The following is a 14,220-nucleotide window of genomic DNA, read 5'->3' as shown; positions in this document are numbered from 1 at the left end:
AACAAGTAAGCAAATTTCCTCAATATTATCATCAAAAGGAGAATACAAAATGGAATGGTTATTCATTTTAGGTTTTGCCCTATCATCAAGTATAGATAACTTTGGCGTAGGAATATCTTATGGAGTACGAAAAATCAGGATAAGATGGCTTTCTAATTTACTAATAGCAGCTATTTGTTGATTTCTATGGTAACTACTTTTGAATATCGTGTTCATTCACAAAATTATGATAAAATGGAAATATAATCAATGTATTTCTATATATTAGGGGGATGTAAAGTGGAATATATTGATCAAATAACAAATGCGGCGGTGAATGGAGAAAGTGAAGAGATAAAAGCGTTATTAAATAAAGAGCCATCTTTACTTAGCGCTTTTAATTCAGATGGGTGGACGCCTTTACACTTAGCTTGTTATTTTGGGCAAGTGGATAGCGCTAAGTTATTGTTGTCGCTAGGGGCGGATATTCATATTAAGGCTAAAAATTCGAATGAAAACATGCCTCTTCATGCAGCAGTAGCAAATAAGCAAATTCAAGCTGTAGACTTGTTGCTTACAAAAGGCGCAGATGTAAATGCAAAACAAAGCGGTGGATGGACTAGCCTTCATGAGGCCTCGTTGCTAGGAGATGAAAATATGATTAAACTTCTCATCGAAAAAGGTGCAGATATTGAGATACAAAAAGATGATGGGAAAACACCTTTAGAGGTTGCAATAGAGAAAAAACAAGACAGCGCAGTTCATTTACTTACTCAGTATTTAAATAATAAAGCTTAATATATAGTAGGAGATTTTATGTTAACTAAAAACATATATAGTATGTATTTTCTATTTTCAATCTTTAATTAATTACTTATCTTTTTTTCATTTTCCATAATAAGTTTGCAATGAATGCACTAAAAAAGCCAATAGCAATTAAACAAAAACCAATTTGATATAAAATGAAATTCCAGCTGTCTCCCAAAGAAAAAAGTGTAACTCTTCCTGATTCTACGATATCAACGATAATAAATAATGAAAGTGTAATAAAATATACTAAAAAGAACTTACTGTAGAAATAGCTTTTATAATTATTGCTCATTTTAATCACCTCACCTTAATCTTACGGAATGTTTATCTATACGGTTATTATTTTAGTTGAAAGTGGCCTTAATTTAGAGGAATACTTATCGTGAACCATAGTAAAGGGAGACTACATTATTTTTTATTGGGGATAAACGGCAATATGCTAACTGAAAGTGTACACTGTATTCACAATTTGGAATACTTTATCGGGAAGTATGGATTCTGAATATTTAAACTCATATGCACCTAAAGTTGCTATAATAGATATTGATAGCAATAGAAAGGGATGAGGGTGTATGTTTAATCAATATCCGATTGGGAAATTTACGGTGAAAGAACATATTCAAAAAGAGGATATTCAAGGTTGGATTCATGACATTGAAGATGCACCAAAGCAATTAGCTGATGCTGTAGAAGGGCTGACAAACGAGCAGTTAGCTACGCCTTATCGAGAAGGCGGTTGGACATTAAGTCAAGTTGTCCATCATTTAGCTGACTCCCATATGAATGCTTATACCCGTTTTAAATTAGGGTTAACAGAGCAAGAGCCTACTATTAAGGCATATGATGAAGTGGCTTGGTCGAATCTTCCTGATAATGAGTTACCGATAGAAATTTCTCTCCAGCTTTTTTCAGCTTTACATAAGCGTCTTCATAAAGTGTTAAACTCACTTGATGAAATAGATTTAAAGAAAACGATCCACCACCCTGAAAACGGGGAAGTGACGATTGAGCAATTAATAGCCACTTACGCTTGGCATGGAAAGCATCATATTGCTCATATTACCACATTAAGAAATCAAAAAGGATGGTAGAATAACATTTAATATATGTGACTTCTGAAAAGAGGCTGGGACAAAAGTATTTTAGTTGAAGAAAAATCAGAACAGTTAATCAATAGTATCGATTAATTGTTCTGATTTTTTATTGATAGGGTGAACGTAGGTTTCATTTATCCCATTTGTTCGTCTGTAGATTCGATTGATTTAGCTATGTCTCAATCTCTTTTTTTATTAGTACCAATAGCGGTGAGTATGCTAACTAAGAATGTATGAAGTATACAATACAGAAATTTTGTTTTTATGCGTAGAATTGTTACTCAACCTTAATTTTGGAAAATGGTGATTATAAATGAAATACGGTGAGAGAGAATTCACATTACAGCTAAGAAACAGAATCAATAAAATCGAACAAGAATTAAGAGATGTCACGATGAAACTCGAACAAATATATACGCCTTTATTTCAGAAACAAAACTTAGACCTTTTTGTGAAGTTTGAGGTTACGAACGGTGATCATTTTGATGAAGGGTATGAATCTGTAGTCATTATATTTATCAATGATGATATAGAAGGAGATATGCTTGATTTTTATAACGTAGTAGTTTGGAAATGTAGCCGTACGTTTTTAGGTATACCACTCTCGAAAAAAATCTTTGGAAGCAAAGTAATAGGAGAACTAGTTGGTGAGTCACTTAGCGATATAAAAGTTGAGCTTGAAACACACTTAGATGATTTTTTAGAACTTCCCGATTAACAGTGTTTTTTCTTGAAATATTTCAATAGGTTGTCTAAAAGTAGTTTTATAATTTGTTTTTAATCTTTTGATTTTAATTAGAAGGTTGTGAGAAGCAAATGTTATAGAACATGATTAGTTTATTTTTAGACAGAATAAGTCCTCTTTTAGAATTAATTAATACTGTTGCTTTGATATCGATTGTTATTTTATTAAGAAATAAAAGGAAATTGTAATGACATTTAATAAATTCAAATGATATGGGAAAATATGCAGAAGTTAGAGAGTCGCAATCAATAAAATTTTAAACAGAAGACTGCCTGAATAAGATTCTTCATACAGCTTTTTTGGTTCTAATAAATGACATTATGCTAACTAAAGAGTATACAGCTTAAAAACAGAAAAACTTCCTCAATGTGTTAAGGAAGTTATCTCTAATCCTGAATAGTAATTCATTCATCCTGTATCTGGCCATTATATTGTACGGTGATGACTTATTTTTATAAGCCATCAGGTCTAACTTTTGAAACACCTAAGGCAAGATTTTTCCACAAAGTTTGTTCAACCGCTTCGGCGTCCGCAGCATGACAATCAACAATGAGTATGACTTCGGAATGTTTGCCACGTAGAAGCCGTTGATTTTTCCTGATTACTTTAAACATAAATATTTTAATTCCTAATCCTAAGATAAATCCGCTAAAAGCACTAATAATCCCCCAATAAATAGGTCCCCAGCTTAGTTTAAAACCAATACTTGCACCAATGACTGAAAAGGCTGTGGCTAGAGCCATTCCTAAATCAATAAGAGAAACACCATCTGCTCGATGAAGGCTATCAAAAATCCGGCGGTCTTCCGTTCTATTATTAAGAGGAACGATAAATATGTCCTCTTTCTTTATTCCTTTTTTTTCTAGATCGGAAATAGCTAATTCTATGTAACTGGAGTATTCAAATGTAGAAAAGATTTGCATATTTTCACTCCACCTTTTTTCCTTTCACAATACAAAAGCTTGGGTGTTGATACATTTTCTCGAAGAAGTTTTTCTGCACTCTTTCAACAAGTTTATTATTCTCAACGGTATTCATATAGGAATCAAAGGTAGCAAAACCATATAGAGAAGGAAAAAATAACAACCATTCTTTATTTAAAACGGAAGTAGCCTGTTTTATTTCTCCTAAAAATAGAAGAGAAATACCCTCAAGTAGATGAGAATAATAAAAGAAAACGACTGCCCAAATGATAACAAAGAAAGCACCAATGATCCGATGAATATAGAGTTGTCCTAGACCTGGCATCAACAAGGACCAGATAACGGATAAGATGGGATTCCGTTTATCTAAATAGTTTATTTCCATGGATCCTATACTAAAGGAGTTGAACTGATGATTTTCTCTTTCAGCTAACACGTATATTTTATTTAAATCAACGGTTGTTCGGTAACTATCCCATATAGCAAAAATATAAACGGGAATATAAATAAGAAGCCATCTTGTATCAAGCACGTCTTTGGCCATATCAATGTTTCCTTGAAAAGAATAAATCATGGCTAAATTCACATGAGATTTAAGGTTTATAATGACCTCCCATATAAATAATACAAAGCCGCGAAGGTATTTAGACAGTAGTAAGTGCCCAAACCCTGGAAAAGCTGCTGACCACCAAGCAACAATATAGGGGTTTCTTAAATGAATTTGAGTCGTTCCAAAGGTACTAACATGAGCAATATAGCGTCTTGCAGTATTGTCATTTTTATAATTATCCATATATAATCTCCCATAATTTGGAATGGATTATACTTTTTATACCTATCATTCATATTTAATTTTATACCTAGTATTCATATTTAATATGGTCTTGTTTACTTATTTTATGCAATCCATTGATATACACTTAATCTTTATCAAAATGGAGAATTCGTTGACGAGAAAAAGCTCTTTATTTTTCCATAGAGAGCTTCTTTACATGTTATTTTTGAAAATTGGTATTATGTTAATAAAGAAGTAGTTAGATGCTTCATAGCGTCTTGACTCGTTTGTTCATGATCTAGCATTATGTTCACTATGTTTTTATATTCTATACAACATAAAAACGGAAAAAACTACTGCTCCTGTGCAGTAGTTTTCCTAGTCGTTGAAATATAGATGTTGTGTTGATAATTCTCTATTGCATCTTGAGTAGTTTGCTCAAGTTATCAATAACTCATGTACTAAAAAGAAAAATACACCTTAAATGAGGATTTCCAAGCAATGTTTCGTAGCATGTGGTATGGTTCACTTAAAGTGAAATCTTCACGTTTTATAGTAATTTCATTATCAACAATCCGTGTTTTTTGACTTGTGAAGAGGTGGTGGAACTAACCAGCCTTTTTCTTTGTTAAGTCGCAAAAACTTTCCACCAAGAGCTACTTTTTGCATGTGAATTTGACCAAACATTGCTGCGATATCTTCACGAATAGATTGGCCAATCAGTTGACTACAAGCAACTAGACCAGCAGCTATATCCAGTGAAATAGCCGCAGCAACTTCGGGATCTTGAACACGTGCACCTACTGGAATATCATCTAAACAAGCTTCTGGACGTTCAGGCGGAGTTGGAGGTAAAGCCACTCCATTTTCTTTTAATAGCTTTTCTACACCTTTCATTTCCTGCTGACATTGTTCAATCGTTTCTTGTACCAACTTATGTAAATCCTTGTCTCCTACATGATTTAGAAACGTTTGATAACCAGCTACTAATCCTTTTGAAGCAGAAAGAAACGACCATGTTCCAAATACTTCACCATAATGCATCGGTTCATCTGTAGGATTTCCACTTAAAATACCCATTGTTATCCTCCTTAACATATTCATAATAATGTGCCACCTTTCTTACTATGCACACACTTAACGTCTCCATATCATGTTTCATTATTCTTCTAGATATAAAAAAAGAATTTTATCAGTGAATACAATCTACTATTTTACGTATACTATTCAAGCTGCCTATAAGGGCATAAGTCACAATACCCTTGTTATACAGAGAGCTGCCTTCTTTGGCAGTTTTTTGTTTTGTCATGCTTTATGCGGCTTTCTGCTTATGACGATAAATAGAAAATGTCCATAATAAAAGGAAGAGTGGATACCCACTCTTCCTTCAGCCATCAATTATAAAGTTGTCTTAGAAGCGTCCGCCGCCAAGTTGTTGCTCAGCTAATTGCACAAGACGCTTTGTGATTTCGCCACCTACTGATCCGTTTGCACGTGCAGTTGTATCAGCACCAAGGTTTACACCAAATTCGCTAGCGATTTCATATTTCATTTGATCGATTGCTTGTTCAGCACCGTATACTAATAATTCATTGTTGTTGCTGCTTTTGTTGTTTGCCATGTTGTGTCACCTCCTTGTTTTTCTTAAGTTTCCTAGGGGCCAAGAAGTATATACGCGGTAAATTATGGATGTTTATTTCTTGATCAGGGTGACATACTAATTTTTAGAAACAACCGACACTGTAAAAAGTGGGATTAGATGTTTCATTTCCTTGTTATCTAAAAGTTGCCATGTGAGAAGAGGATTGCAATTGCTATTGCAATCCTCTTTAGGTACCGTATCAATGGTTATTTTTATACGAAGCATAAAATTAAAAATGCAAGAGAGGAAGGGGTTATATTGTCAAAGACACGTCAGAAAAAAGAATACTGTAAAAAGTGCAGAAAAGAAACTATACATACCCTCACAGAAGATGCTTTAGAAATTAATTGGTACTGCCATGAATGTCATTCACAACACGATATTGTAAAAACATTTTTTTAATCATTTCTTAAAGTTTCATTCTCCAATAGACGAATAAATAACTATTTTTTTAGATATATCCATAACTAAACTCCCTATTCGCCTTCGCTATTGAATTTCATTTTGTACGATTATAGAAGCAGAGAAGAACGGGTAAAGTAACCGGGAAGATTTTTAGTGGAGGTGAACGAAAAGTGAGCAGTAGGGAAAGAGATCTTATAACCATTGAAGATGAAAAAGGTATTGAAAAACAATATGCAGTTGAGGCTTTATTTGATATGAGAAATCAGACTTATGCTTTGCTGCAATCGAACGGGGAAGCGCTGTTGATGCGCGTTGAAGATGAAAAGGGTGAACAATATCTTGTTGGATTGACCGATCCTGAGGAACGTGACTCCATTTTAGATGCTTATCAAATCGCTGTAGAGGCTACGCCTGCTGACGAAGAATTTCGCTAATGTGATGAGGAGTGCGTTATGAAGAAGAAAATTGTAGATGCAGCTCATTTGGAGCAAAAAACGCAGATTGAAAAAGTGATCAACGGAATGACCTTTACGAAAAATTTCCGGTCTGCTACAGCAGAAGAATGGTACGTATTTCTTCCAGGTTATGAAGATCCAAGAACAGGTGGAGCTGCAGGAAAAGCAATGATTCATTATAACCTTTATGGAAATAGAGATGTGTTTATTAACACTACAGTCATCTTAGATGATCCAGCACTATTTAGAACAGAAATCCACCCTCTTGTTTATGCAATTGCAGATGAGCTGGTCAACAGGCTAGTTGGCTATGCTGATACCTTGCTGTCTGTTCATGCCGGTGAAAACTCTTTTGATGCAGAATATAAACGAAAAAATAATTAATCTTGATTTATTCAATATCTTTCCTTAAGTATGTGTTTTTAAAAAGTTGCTCATTTGAGCAGCTTTTTCTTTTTTAGAGGAAATATTAGTATGAAAGCTAACTTGTATGAAAGCTTAAAAGGAGGGGAAGCTAAGAAAAAATGGCTTTGATACGGAGGAACAGAAAATTGCAAAAAAAGAATCGATTAACATCTCCTGAAATGGCAAATTTATGGACACACTATATCCGTGAAACATTATCTATATGTGTAAATAAATATATGCTTCACAAGATCCAAGATCCTGAGATACATAGCCTTTTTCAAACAGCTCTTCACTATTCACTTAAACACATAGATACTTTAAAAGCATTATTTAAGAAAGAGAAGTTTCCTATTCCTAAAGGATTTACAGAAGAAGACGTAAACTTAGAAGCTCCTCCTCTATTTACGGACGTTTTGTGTCTTAAATCCCTTTATATGATGAGCACACACGGACATAATGAAATGAGTTTATCTTTTACGACTTCCTTACGTCCAGACATTGTTGATTTTTATTATCAGTGCAACCTTAATGCGATGGAGATTTATAAAAAAACTAAGGATCTTCTTATTTCAAAACAACTTTATCAGCAACCACCTACTTACATAACACCGAACAAGGTGGAAATGATTAAACACTACCACTATGTAACAGATGTGTTCGGTAAACAGAGACCGATAAATACAATAGAAAGTGGACATGCTTATTTTAATTTACACAAAACATTTATTGCGAAAGCGATGATCCTTGGCTTTTCACGAGTTTCAAAAAATCAAAACGTACGAGCATTATTAGAAAAAAGCCTGCAAGTAAAAAACAAACACATTGATGTGTTTTCATCCTTATTAACCAAAGACAACCTTCATCTACCTCAATCATGCGAAACAGAGGTTACAAATTCCAATATTTCTCCTTTTTCAGATCGGCTTATGCTTCTTCAAACAGGTTTCCTTTTTGGTGTAGCAGTTACTTATTATAACGCAGCTCTCATTGCAAGTATGAGAGCTGATATTTCAGCACACTGTGAAAAGGCGGCCTTGGATAGCTTGTGGATTTATAGCCGTATTGGGAAAGATATGATTGATAATCACTGGATGGAACAGCCTCCTCAAGCAGATGACCGTAAAAGGTTAGATGATTAGAAAAACGTTCTTAATAAATAATGTTTCATCCTCCGAGCATGCTACTGAAGGTGTTTTAAAATATTACGTATAAAGAGAAAGAGCTACTGTTCAGGAGCAGTAGTTCTTTTGTGTTTAGGTTGTATGTAGTATTTTAGTTAACATAAAACGGACAGTAATCAAGAAAAGAAAACAAACTATAAGCCTATTTTTCGTACGGTCTATCAAAATTATTTCCGGGGGGATTTTTTTAATTATAAAAAGGATCTAACGTAATAGAAGTAGGTGATGTTCATTATCATATAAGCTACTATAAAAAAATACCACAGATAACAAATGAATATAACTTTAAATACCTTATAAGTATAAGTTTACCATATTAGGATTTTTATATATAATCTATAGAGGTTGTTACTTACACATTTTGAGGAGGAGAAAAGAAATGAAGAAAACGTTTGTCGCATTAATTTTTGCTTTATCCCTGGTTGTATCTGCATTAGGAATTCAGCCTTCGAATGCTAAGGCCGAAGCAAACCACAATCCGGTTATTCTTGTTCATGGAATCAGCGGTGCGTCCTATAACTTTATTGCTATCAAAAACTATCTAATCGCTCAAGGGTGGGATCGCAATGATCTTTATGCTATTGATTTTATAGATAAGACAGGCAACAATTTGAATAATGGACCTCAGCTTGCTCGATACATTGATCAAGTGTTGAAAGAGACGGGAGCTAAGAAGGTAGATATTGTTGCTCATAGTATGGGGGGAGCAAACACGCTGTACTATATTAAATATCTAGGGGGAGGGAATAAGATTGAAAATGTCGTGACGTTAGGAGGGGCGAATGGTTTAGTTTCTTCGACAGCACTCCCAGGTACAGATCTTAATCAAAAAATTCTTTATACGTCGATCTACAGCATAAATGATCAAATTGTTGTTAATAGTCTCTCTAGGCTGCAAGGAGCAAGAAATATTCAACTTTATGGCATTGGACATATTGGATTGCTTTCAAATAGTCAGGTTAACGCGTACATAAAAGAAGGGCTGAATGGCGGGGGACAAAATACAAACTAATTATTTTTCAGTTGGACAAGACAGGCTCGACTTTTATATATTGGGGATTACACTGTTTGCCTTTGTTTTTCAACAGCATGTACCCGATGAAACACAACCGAAGTCAAAGAAGCTCCCACGTCGAAATAGAGCAAACTTAAAAAAGTACCTTAGTTAATCGAGGTACTTTTTTAAGTTTTTGTACAAAGAATCAAGGATTAAAAACCGCTCAAATTGATTTTCAATCGCGCATTGCGCCTGCTTCTCGAGAAGTCATTGCACCTTGTCCTTCACTTACGTCTCTTTGGATTTCTTGTTTTACTTTTTGTGCATTTGTTGCAGAAGCTGCTGGTTTCTCAGTAAAACCCGCCTTTTCTTTAGCTAATTGATGTTGCTGCATATACTCTCTCCTTCCTTTTTTATTCGTACAAAAAGGAAGAATGGGGACCCATTCTTCCTTCAGCCATCAATTATAAAGTTGTCTTAGAAACGTCCGCCGCCAAGTTGTTGCTCAGCCATTTGTACAAGACGTTTTGTGATTTCGCCACCTACTGATCCGTTTGCACGTGCAGTTGTATCAGCGCCAAGGTTTACACCAAATTCGCTAGCGATTTCATATTTCATTTGATCGATTGCTTGTTCAGCACCGTATACTAATAATTCATTGTTGTTGCTGCTGTTGTTGTTGTTTGCCATGTTGTGTCACCTCCTTGTTTTTCTTAAGTTTCCTATTGTGGAAGAAATGTATTCGTGGTAAATAATGGATGTATATTTCTTTGTTAGGATGACATACTAATTTTTAGAAACAACCGACACTGTAAAAAGTGGGATTAGATGTTTCATTTCCTTGTGACTAAAAACTAAACGCTTGCCATGTGTAGGAGAGAGAATGACAACTCGTTTGTCATTCTTTTTTCACGTTCATGGGTATACTATTTGAATGACAAAGGACTAACTCTGTAAAGAGTTAGTCTTTGGCTTAATAAAAATGATTGCTTTTTATAGCTATTTTAAGAATTGTGTTTAGTTATTCTATCCATTGCTTCTTGAACTGCATTTACAACTAAAGGGTCTTTTTCTTTCAAATCATTCACGCTGATTTCACCTGATTGTAAACCTCTGCAAATTTCATGGATATCTTCTTCAATTGTAATCGGCAGCTTATTTTCTGTAAGCATGTTACTTAATTCATTTGCTAACATTTTTTATTGATCCATGAGACGCCCTCCTCGTCATGTAAAAGTATAAAATGCCCAAACTTATTTATTTTCTCTTCCTTCTTGCTGATTCTGTACTTTTTCAATTCCAGTGTTTGATTCAAATCCGACTCGATAAGTTCCTGATTTTTGTTGCTTTACTGACTCTGGCATTTGATACTGCTTAAAATCATCCTGAAACTGTCTTGTGCTTGGATTTCTTTCCACTTATATTCCTCCTCAGTAAATTAAATTTTGACGTTTTAGTTTCCCCATTTCGTAAAATAATTAAGCATGTTGTACATGTCTCTTAGCAACAAGTATCTATTTAATTCTCGGGAAATAAAAATATAACTTAACCTTCCACTTATTTTATCTTCAAATTTTCAAACAATATGGCTAGGAGGTGTTTTTATGCCAAAGAAAGACTTTAAAGGCGTTGATAATTCAGGAATTGCAGAAAGAGTTGATTATAACAACTATAAAAATAAAGATAGCAATAATGATCCTACGCTTAACCGTATTGTCGAAGAAGATGGGCGTGCCCTTGACCCGAGGGAAACCTTAGAAAATTTCTTTACTGACCTTGAAGGTGAAGAGCCACAAGAAATTACAACTTAATAAAAAAAGTAGAAAACGGCGGATCTTTTTAGCGAAAAGACCTACGAAACGTAGATATTTTCATTAGAGAACCTGCTGTAAACGAGTTAACATGGTTTAAAAAATGAGGACTATTAATAGAGGTGAAGTTAATGTCGCATACAGAAACTGAACGAACAACGTATATGTATGATCCTTTCACTATACAAGGTCTTGAAATGAATATACCTAAAGAAGACGAAGGCAGCCAACCGCTAATAAATCGTTCAGGACTGAGTACCTCTACGTTCAAAACAAATATGAATAGAGAACATTTTGAACGTTATATTTATTAGCAGGAATATCCTGCTGCTTTTTATCTTATAAAAAGATCCTTCTATTTTATATGCTAGAAGGATCTTTCCACTAAATATTCTCATTTCAGTATAGTAAATCAACTGCTCATTCCTAACGTATTGGAGATTTCATCTTGGTTTTAGGTGTGGATAGGTAATAAAAGTGGTTAGTGTTTTTTCATATATACTGTCTGTACATCGATTGTAGAAAGGATTTAACGAAATGCAGAAGCAAACCTTAATTTTTAATTTAGACGATACGCTTGTTCACTGTAATAAATATTTTAGAGACACCATAAATGCTTTTGTGGCTCAATTGCAGGAATGGTTTGAGAATCTGACTAAGGAAGAAATAAAACAAAAGCAGTTAGAGATAGATTTAAAAAGTATAGAAAAGTATGGCCTTCACTCTTCTCGTTTTCCAGAATCATTAGTAGCTACTTATTTATTTTTTAGTGAACAAAATCATCAAGATATCCATGAAGATAGAGTCGAAAGAGTCAAGAAAATTGGTCAAAGTGTATTTGAAGTACCGATAGAGCCTTTGCCAAATATGTATGAAGTATTAGATAAGCTTAAAGAACAAGGACATAATCTCTATTTACACACAGGTGGAGACGAGGAAAATCAAGGTAGAAAAATTGTTCAGCTAGAGCTAGCTAAATACTTTGAAAAAAGAGTGTTCATTTCTGAACAAAAAGATACACCTGCATTAAAAGAAATACTAAACCAAATTAAGTACGATCCAAAAAAGACTTGGATGATTGGCAATTCATTAAAAACCGATATAAGACCGGCAGTAGAAGTTGGAATACATGCGATTCACGTACCTTCTGAACTGGAATGGAGCTACAACCAAGTTAAAATTGATATTGCGCCAAAAGGTAAATTGATAACCGTTAATTCATTGCTGGAAGTTCCAGAAATCATCCAAAAGCATGCTCAAGAAACGGTTGTGTCCACCTAATACTAGGTCATATGTAAACACAATGCACAGAAGCAGCTAACCGTTGATATAAATCTAAACCTTACTCAACAATAAGCAGATAAAGTTCTTATGTTTTTCTTAATCAACTCACATAATATACAAAGGAGGTGACTGATATGGCAGATCAATCCAAAGAATCAGAAAAAATGATATGTGAAGATCATAATTCTCCAGTTGATGAAAGAAGTTACGATTTATACGAAGCGACGCGTAATTCACTTTTACGCAATGAATTAGACGATAAAAACAAAACCATTTTAAATAATATTGATAACGCAGCGATGGATGTGAATCTTGAGGAATAATGGACATAAAAAAACCTTCTATTTCTTAATATCATAGCTAACTAAGGATACACATTTCTTTTTCTCTTAGTAAAGAAGACCTTAAATAATTAGGGTCTTTTTTAGGTATTTCCCAAAACATTCTATGGTTGTTTCAGATACAGTAATAGGAGTCTACTAACAGCAAGGAGAAGATTTTTAATATGAGAAACAACTATCCTTATCAGCACTCTAATTACGGTGATTATCAAGGGGCTATGTATCCTCAGCAAGGTAACTGCGGTTATCCTCAATCTAAACCTTGTGGTCAATTGCCTCCTCAAACCATGCCTGCTCAGTATGACCCAGTTAAACAAAACACATCTTTTACTGGTCAAGATGTGTTTGTTCCAGTGGTGCATCCTAGCCATACCACAAATGTTTATCAAAAAAATTATAAATATATGCGCTCATTCCCGCATACAGAATCCGTTGTATATCAGGAAACGCATCAACATTTTTGTGCTCCAAGCTGTCCTCCTAGAACTCGGCCTTGGTGCTAATAGCCAAAAAAGCCCCTTCATTTTAACAATGAAGGATTTTTACTATGTGAAATTTATGATGTTATTTAGCTGTCGCTAAACAAAGTAGCCTATTTTAGGCCAAAATCCAATCGATATGAGCTATGTCTACATATAATACCTTAACCCATGTATATTTAAAGTTTTTTCCTTTAGTTAAATACAACGAAAAGAGGTGTTTGTATGTCTAGTTATGGTGGAGCTGGTTCTGGTTTTGCTTTATTAGTTGTCCTGTTTATTCTTCTTGTCATTATTGGATGCAGCTGTTACGGCCGCGGATTTGGCTATTAATAACAATAAAAAAGTCTTTCTCTAATTTGAGAAAGACTTTTTTATTCTAGGTTGTGCGGGGTTGCTTTTATACGCAATAGAACTGATTGGGCGGAATTCAAACAATCTATTGCAGAGGGAGTAAAACTCATATATGGGATCTGAGGATGCTTCATTGTATGTAAAAGAAACTAAAAGGTTATTATTTTTTATTTATAGTGATATAAAACGTAGTCTATCCACTTCGTGGAGCAAATTTCGTTTTTCATCATATGCTAAATGTATGAACGAGAAGGAGGTGAAGTTTATGTTCTTTGGCGGTTATGGCGGAGGTTGTGGCTATGGTTATGGCGGCGGCTGCGGTTACGGCGGTGGCAGTGGTTTTGCTTTAATTATCGTGCTGTTTATCTTATTAATCATTATTGGCTGTGCTTGTTGGGGAGGATTTGGCGGTTGCTAATTATTAGCCTGCCTTTATCTCTAACTTAAAAAAGTTAGCTTTATGCTAGCTTTTTTTATTTGTTAAATGGGGACATGTATAGTGATTAGTACTCACATCTGCTGCGTTAACCAATGGTT

23 protein-coding genes and 1 pseudogene are annotated in these 14,220 nt (G+C 34.4%); 15 read left to right on the top strand and 9 right to left on the bottom strand.

Going from position 1 to position 14,220, the window contains the following annotated elements:
* Positions 1–49 precede the first annotated feature (49 nt).
* Positions 50–178 (top strand): annotated as a pseudogene (locus ACFX4N_RS13430) (sporulation membrane protein YtaF); the annotation flags it as partial.
* Between the two features lie 101 nt (positions 179–279).
* Positions 280–777, top strand: a complete 498-nt coding sequence (locus ACFX4N_RS13425; RefSeq protein WP_057273796.1) for an ankyrin repeat domain-containing protein — start codon at positions 280–282, stop codon at positions 775–777.
* Between the two features lie 76 nt (positions 778–853).
* On the opposite strand, the gene ACFX4N_RS13420 is transcribed toward ACFX4N_RS13425, so the two are convergent.
* The gene (locus tag ACFX4N_RS13420; RefSeq protein ID WP_057273795.1) at positions 854–1,081 is read right to left on the bottom strand and encodes a hypothetical protein; all 228 of its coding nucleotides are present in this window, start codon (positions 1,079–1,081) and stop codon (positions 854–856) included.
* A gap of 280 nt (positions 1,082–1,361) precedes the next feature.
* Here ACFX4N_RS13420 and ACFX4N_RS13415 point away from each other — a divergent pair, with 280 nt between their 5' ends.
* A complete protein-coding gene (locus ACFX4N_RS13415; protein ID WP_098901282.1) occupies positions 1,362–1,880 on the top strand; it encodes a YfiT family bacillithiol transferase in 519 nt (172 codons plus the stop codon).
* A gap of 316 nt (positions 1,881–2,196) precedes the next feature.
* On the top strand, positions 2,197–2,601 hold the full coding sequence (locus tag ACFX4N_RS13410) for a hypothetical protein (RefSeq protein ID WP_013058456.1): 405 nt from the start codon (positions 2,197–2,199) through the stop codon (positions 2,599–2,601).
* 479 nt (positions 2,602–3,080) lie between these two features.
* Here ACFX4N_RS13410 and ACFX4N_RS13405 read toward each other — a convergent pair whose 3' ends face one another.
* From ACFX4N_RS13405 to ACFX4N_RS13390, 4 genes are all read right to left on the bottom strand, one after another.
* The gene (locus tag ACFX4N_RS13405) at positions 3,081–3,551 is read right to left on the bottom strand and encodes a hypothetical protein (protein WP_013058455.1); all 471 of its coding nucleotides are present in this window, start codon (positions 3,549–3,551) and stop codon (positions 3,081–3,083) included.
* A 4-nt stretch (positions 3,552–3,555) separates the two neighbouring features.
* Positions 3,556–4,344 carry a hypothetical protein gene (locus ACFX4N_RS13400; protein ID WP_055990542.1) on the bottom strand — a complete coding sequence of 263 codons (789 nt, stop codon included), beginning with the start codon at positions 4,342–4,344 and terminating at the stop codon, positions 3,556–3,558.
* Between the two features lie 549 nt (positions 4,345–4,893).
* On the bottom strand, positions 4,894–5,406 hold the full coding sequence (locus tag ACFX4N_RS13395; RefSeq protein WP_013058453.1) for a DUF3231 family protein: 513 nt from the start codon (positions 5,404–5,406) through the stop codon (positions 4,894–4,896).
* A 331-nt stretch (positions 5,407–5,737) separates the two neighbouring features.
* On the bottom strand, positions 5,738–5,947 hold the full coding sequence (locus tag ACFX4N_RS13390) for an alpha/beta-type small acid-soluble spore protein (RefSeq protein ID WP_013058452.1): 210 nt from the start codon (positions 5,945–5,947) through the stop codon (positions 5,738–5,740).
* A 596-nt stretch (positions 5,948–6,543) separates the two neighbouring features.
* Here ACFX4N_RS13390 and ACFX4N_RS13385 point away from each other — a divergent pair.
* The 4 genes from ACFX4N_RS13385 (at position 6,544) to ACFX4N_RS13370 (ending at position 9,429) form a co-directional block, all read left to right on the top strand.
* Positions 6,544–6,807, top strand: coding sequence for a DUF1292 domain-containing protein (locus ACFX4N_RS13385; protein ID WP_013058451.1), 264 nt, complete (start codon positions 6,544–6,546; stop codon positions 6,805–6,807).
* Positions 6,808–6,825: 18 nt separating this feature from the next.
* On the top strand, positions 6,826–7,212 hold the full coding sequence (locus tag ACFX4N_RS13380) for a hypothetical protein (protein ID WP_057273793.1): 387 nt from the start codon (positions 6,826–6,828) through the stop codon (positions 7,210–7,212).
* A gap of 167 nt (positions 7,213–7,379) precedes the next feature.
* Positions 7,380–8,375 carry a DUF3231 family protein gene (locus ACFX4N_RS13375; RefSeq protein ID WP_235567334.1) on the top strand — a complete coding sequence of 332 codons (996 nt, stop codon included), beginning with the start codon at positions 7,380–7,382 and terminating at the stop codon, positions 8,373–8,375.
* Positions 8,376–8,796: 421 nt separating this feature from the next.
* Positions 8,797–9,429: an esterase/lipase family protein gene (locus ACFX4N_RS13370; protein WP_377261569.1), complete on the top strand. Its 633-nt coding sequence runs from the start codon at positions 8,797–8,799 to the stop codon at positions 9,427–9,429.
* Between the two features lie 220 nt (positions 9,430–9,649).
* On the opposite strand, the gene ACFX4N_RS13365 is transcribed toward ACFX4N_RS13370, so the two are convergent.
* The 4 genes from ACFX4N_RS13365 to ACFX4N_RS13350 all read right to left on the bottom strand — a co-directional run bounded on the left by ACFX4N_RS13365 (position 9,650) and on the right by ACFX4N_RS13350 (position 10,832).
* Positions 9,650–9,808 carry a hypothetical protein gene (locus ACFX4N_RS13365; RefSeq protein WP_013058447.1) on the bottom strand — a complete coding sequence of 53 codons (159 nt, stop codon included), beginning with the start codon at positions 9,806–9,808 and terminating at the stop codon, positions 9,650–9,652.
* 83 nt (positions 9,809–9,891) lie between these two features.
* Positions 9,892–10,104 (bottom strand): alpha/beta-type small acid-soluble spore protein, encoded by a 213-nt coding sequence (locus ACFX4N_RS13360; RefSeq protein WP_377261566.1) that lies wholly within the window; start codon positions 10,102–10,104, stop codon positions 9,892–9,894.
* A gap of 314 nt (positions 10,105–10,418) precedes the next feature.
* Positions 10,419–10,610: a hypothetical protein gene (locus ACFX4N_RS13355; RefSeq protein ID WP_057273791.1), complete on the bottom strand. Its 192-nt coding sequence runs from the start codon at positions 10,608–10,610 to the stop codon at positions 10,419–10,421.
* 57 nt (positions 10,611–10,667) lie between these two features.
* Complete coding sequence (locus tag ACFX4N_RS13350) at positions 10,668–10,832, bottom strand: hypothetical protein (RefSeq protein WP_013058444.1); 165 nt, start codon at positions 10,830–10,832, stop codon at positions 10,668–10,670.
* A 186-nt stretch (positions 10,833–11,018) separates the two neighbouring features.
* On the opposite strand from ACFX4N_RS13350, the gene ACFX4N_RS13345 reads away from it, so the two are divergent.
* The 7 genes from ACFX4N_RS13345 to ACFX4N_RS13315 all read left to right on the top strand — a co-directional run bounded on the left by ACFX4N_RS13345 (position 11,019) and on the right by ACFX4N_RS13315 (position 14,101).
* Complete coding sequence (locus ACFX4N_RS13345; RefSeq protein ID WP_013058443.1) at positions 11,019–11,225, top strand: hypothetical protein; 207 nt, start codon at positions 11,019–11,021, stop codon at positions 11,223–11,225.
* 131 nt (positions 11,226–11,356) lie between these two features.
* The gene (locus ACFX4N_RS13340) at positions 11,357–11,539 is read left to right on the top strand and encodes a hypothetical protein (protein ID WP_013058442.1); all 183 of its coding nucleotides are present in this window, start codon (positions 11,357–11,359) and stop codon (positions 11,537–11,539) included.
* Between the two features lie 223 nt (positions 11,540–11,762).
* Entirely contained in the window at positions 11,763–12,506 is a 744-nt protein-coding gene (locus ACFX4N_RS13335) for an HAD family hydrolase (protein WP_057273790.1), read from the top strand.
* 137 nt (positions 12,507–12,643) lie between these two features.
* Positions 12,644–12,832: a hypothetical protein gene (locus ACFX4N_RS13330; protein ID WP_013058440.1), complete on the top strand. Its 189-nt coding sequence runs from the start codon at positions 12,644–12,646 to the stop codon at positions 12,830–12,832.
* Between the two features lie 182 nt (positions 12,833–13,014).
* The gene (locus ACFX4N_RS13325; protein WP_057273789.1) at positions 13,015–13,353 is read left to right on the top strand and encodes a CotD family spore coat protein; all 339 of its coding nucleotides are present in this window, start codon (positions 13,015–13,017) and stop codon (positions 13,351–13,353) included.
* A 201-nt stretch (positions 13,354–13,554) separates the two neighbouring features.
* Positions 13,555–13,662 carry a YjcZ family sporulation protein gene (locus tag ACFX4N_RS13320; protein ID WP_016766356.1) on the top strand — a complete coding sequence of 36 codons (108 nt, stop codon included), beginning with the start codon at positions 13,555–13,557 and terminating at the stop codon, positions 13,660–13,662.
* 286 nt (positions 13,663–13,948) lie between these two features.
* Positions 13,949–14,101: a YjcZ family sporulation protein gene (locus ACFX4N_RS13315; protein ID WP_013058439.1), complete on the top strand. Its 153-nt coding sequence runs from the start codon at positions 13,949–13,951 to the stop codon at positions 14,099–14,101.
* Positions 14,102–14,220: the final 119 nt, after the last annotated feature.

The sequence above is a fragment of the Priestia sp. YIM B13551 genome, assembly GCF_042787905.1.
GTDB lineage: Bacteria > Bacillota > Bacilli > Bacillales > Bacillaceae_H > Priestia.
The sequence above is the reverse complement of the archived record's forward strand: the minus strand, read 5'-3'. Positions and strand labels throughout refer to the sequence as shown.

Excerpts from the sequence above, each read along its gene's own strand:
- ACFX4N_RS13355 (WP_057273791.1), bottom strand. The coding sequence starts at position 10,610 with ATGTTAGCAAATGAATTAAGTAACATGCTTACAGAAAATAAGCTGCCG.
- ACFX4N_RS13320 (WP_016766356.1), top strand. The coding sequence starts at position 13,555 with ATGTCTAGTTATGGTGGAGCTGGTTCTGGTTTTGCTTTATTAGTTGTC.
- ACFX4N_RS13325 (WP_057273789.1), top strand. The coding sequence starts at position 13,015 with ATGAGAAACAACTATCCTTATCAGCACTCTAATTACGGTGATTATCAA.
- ACFX4N_RS13345 (WP_013058443.1), top strand. The coding sequence starts at position 11,019 with ATGCCAAAGAAAGACTTTAAAGGCGTTGATAATTCAGGAATTGCAGAA.
- ACFX4N_RS13330 (WP_013058440.1), top strand. The coding sequence starts at position 12,644 with ATGGCAGATCAATCCAAAGAATCAGAAAAAATGATATGTGAAGATCAT.
- ACFX4N_RS13380 (WP_057273793.1), top strand. The coding sequence starts at position 6,826 with ATGAAGAAGAAAATTGTAGATGCAGCTCATTTGGAGCAAAAAACGCAG.
- ACFX4N_RS13340 (WP_013058442.1), top strand. The coding sequence starts at position 11,357 with ATGTCGCATACAGAAACTGAACGAACAACGTATATGTATGATCCTTTC.
- ACFX4N_RS13420 (WP_057273795.1), bottom strand. The coding sequence starts at position 1,081 with ATGAGCAATAATTATAAAAGCTATTTCTACAGTAAGTTCTTTTTAGTA.
- ACFX4N_RS13390 (WP_013058452.1), bottom strand. The coding sequence starts at position 5,947 with ATGGCAAACAACAAAAGCAGCAACAACAATGAATTATTAGTATACGGT.
- ACFX4N_RS13360 (WP_377261566.1), bottom strand. The coding sequence starts at position 10,104 with ATGGCAAACAACAACAACAGCAGCAACAACAATGAATTATTAGTATAC.
- ACFX4N_RS13415 (WP_098901282.1), top strand. The coding sequence starts at position 1,362 with ATGTTTAATCAATATCCGATTGGGAAATTTACGGTGAAAGAACATATT.
- ACFX4N_RS13365 (WP_013058447.1), bottom strand. The coding sequence starts at position 9,808 with ATGCAGCAACATCAATTAGCTAAAGAAAAGGCGGGTTTTACTGAGAAA.
- ACFX4N_RS13335 (WP_057273790.1), top strand. The coding sequence starts at position 11,763 with ATGCAGAAGCAAACCTTAATTTTTAATTTAGACGATACGCTTGTTCAC.
- ACFX4N_RS13410 (WP_013058456.1), top strand. The coding sequence starts at position 2,197 with ATGAAATACGGTGAGAGAGAATTCACATTACAGCTAAGAAACAGAATC.
- ACFX4N_RS13370 (WP_377261569.1), top strand. The coding sequence starts at position 8,797 with ATGAAGAAAACGTTTGTCGCATTAATTTTTGCTTTATCCCTGGTTGTA.
- ACFX4N_RS13405 (WP_013058455.1), bottom strand. The coding sequence starts at position 3,551 with ATGCAAATCTTTTCTACATTTGAATACTCCAGTTACATAGAATTAGCT.
- ACFX4N_RS13395 (WP_013058453.1), bottom strand. The coding sequence starts at position 5,406 with ATGGGTATTTTAAGTGGAAATCCTACAGATGAACCGATGCATTATGGT.
- ACFX4N_RS13315 (WP_013058439.1), top strand. The coding sequence starts at position 13,949 with ATGTTCTTTGGCGGTTATGGCGGAGGTTGTGGCTATGGTTATGGCGGC.
- ACFX4N_RS13400 (WP_055990542.1), bottom strand. The coding sequence starts at position 4,344 with ATGGATAATTATAAAAATGACAATACTGCAAGACGCTATATTGCTCAT.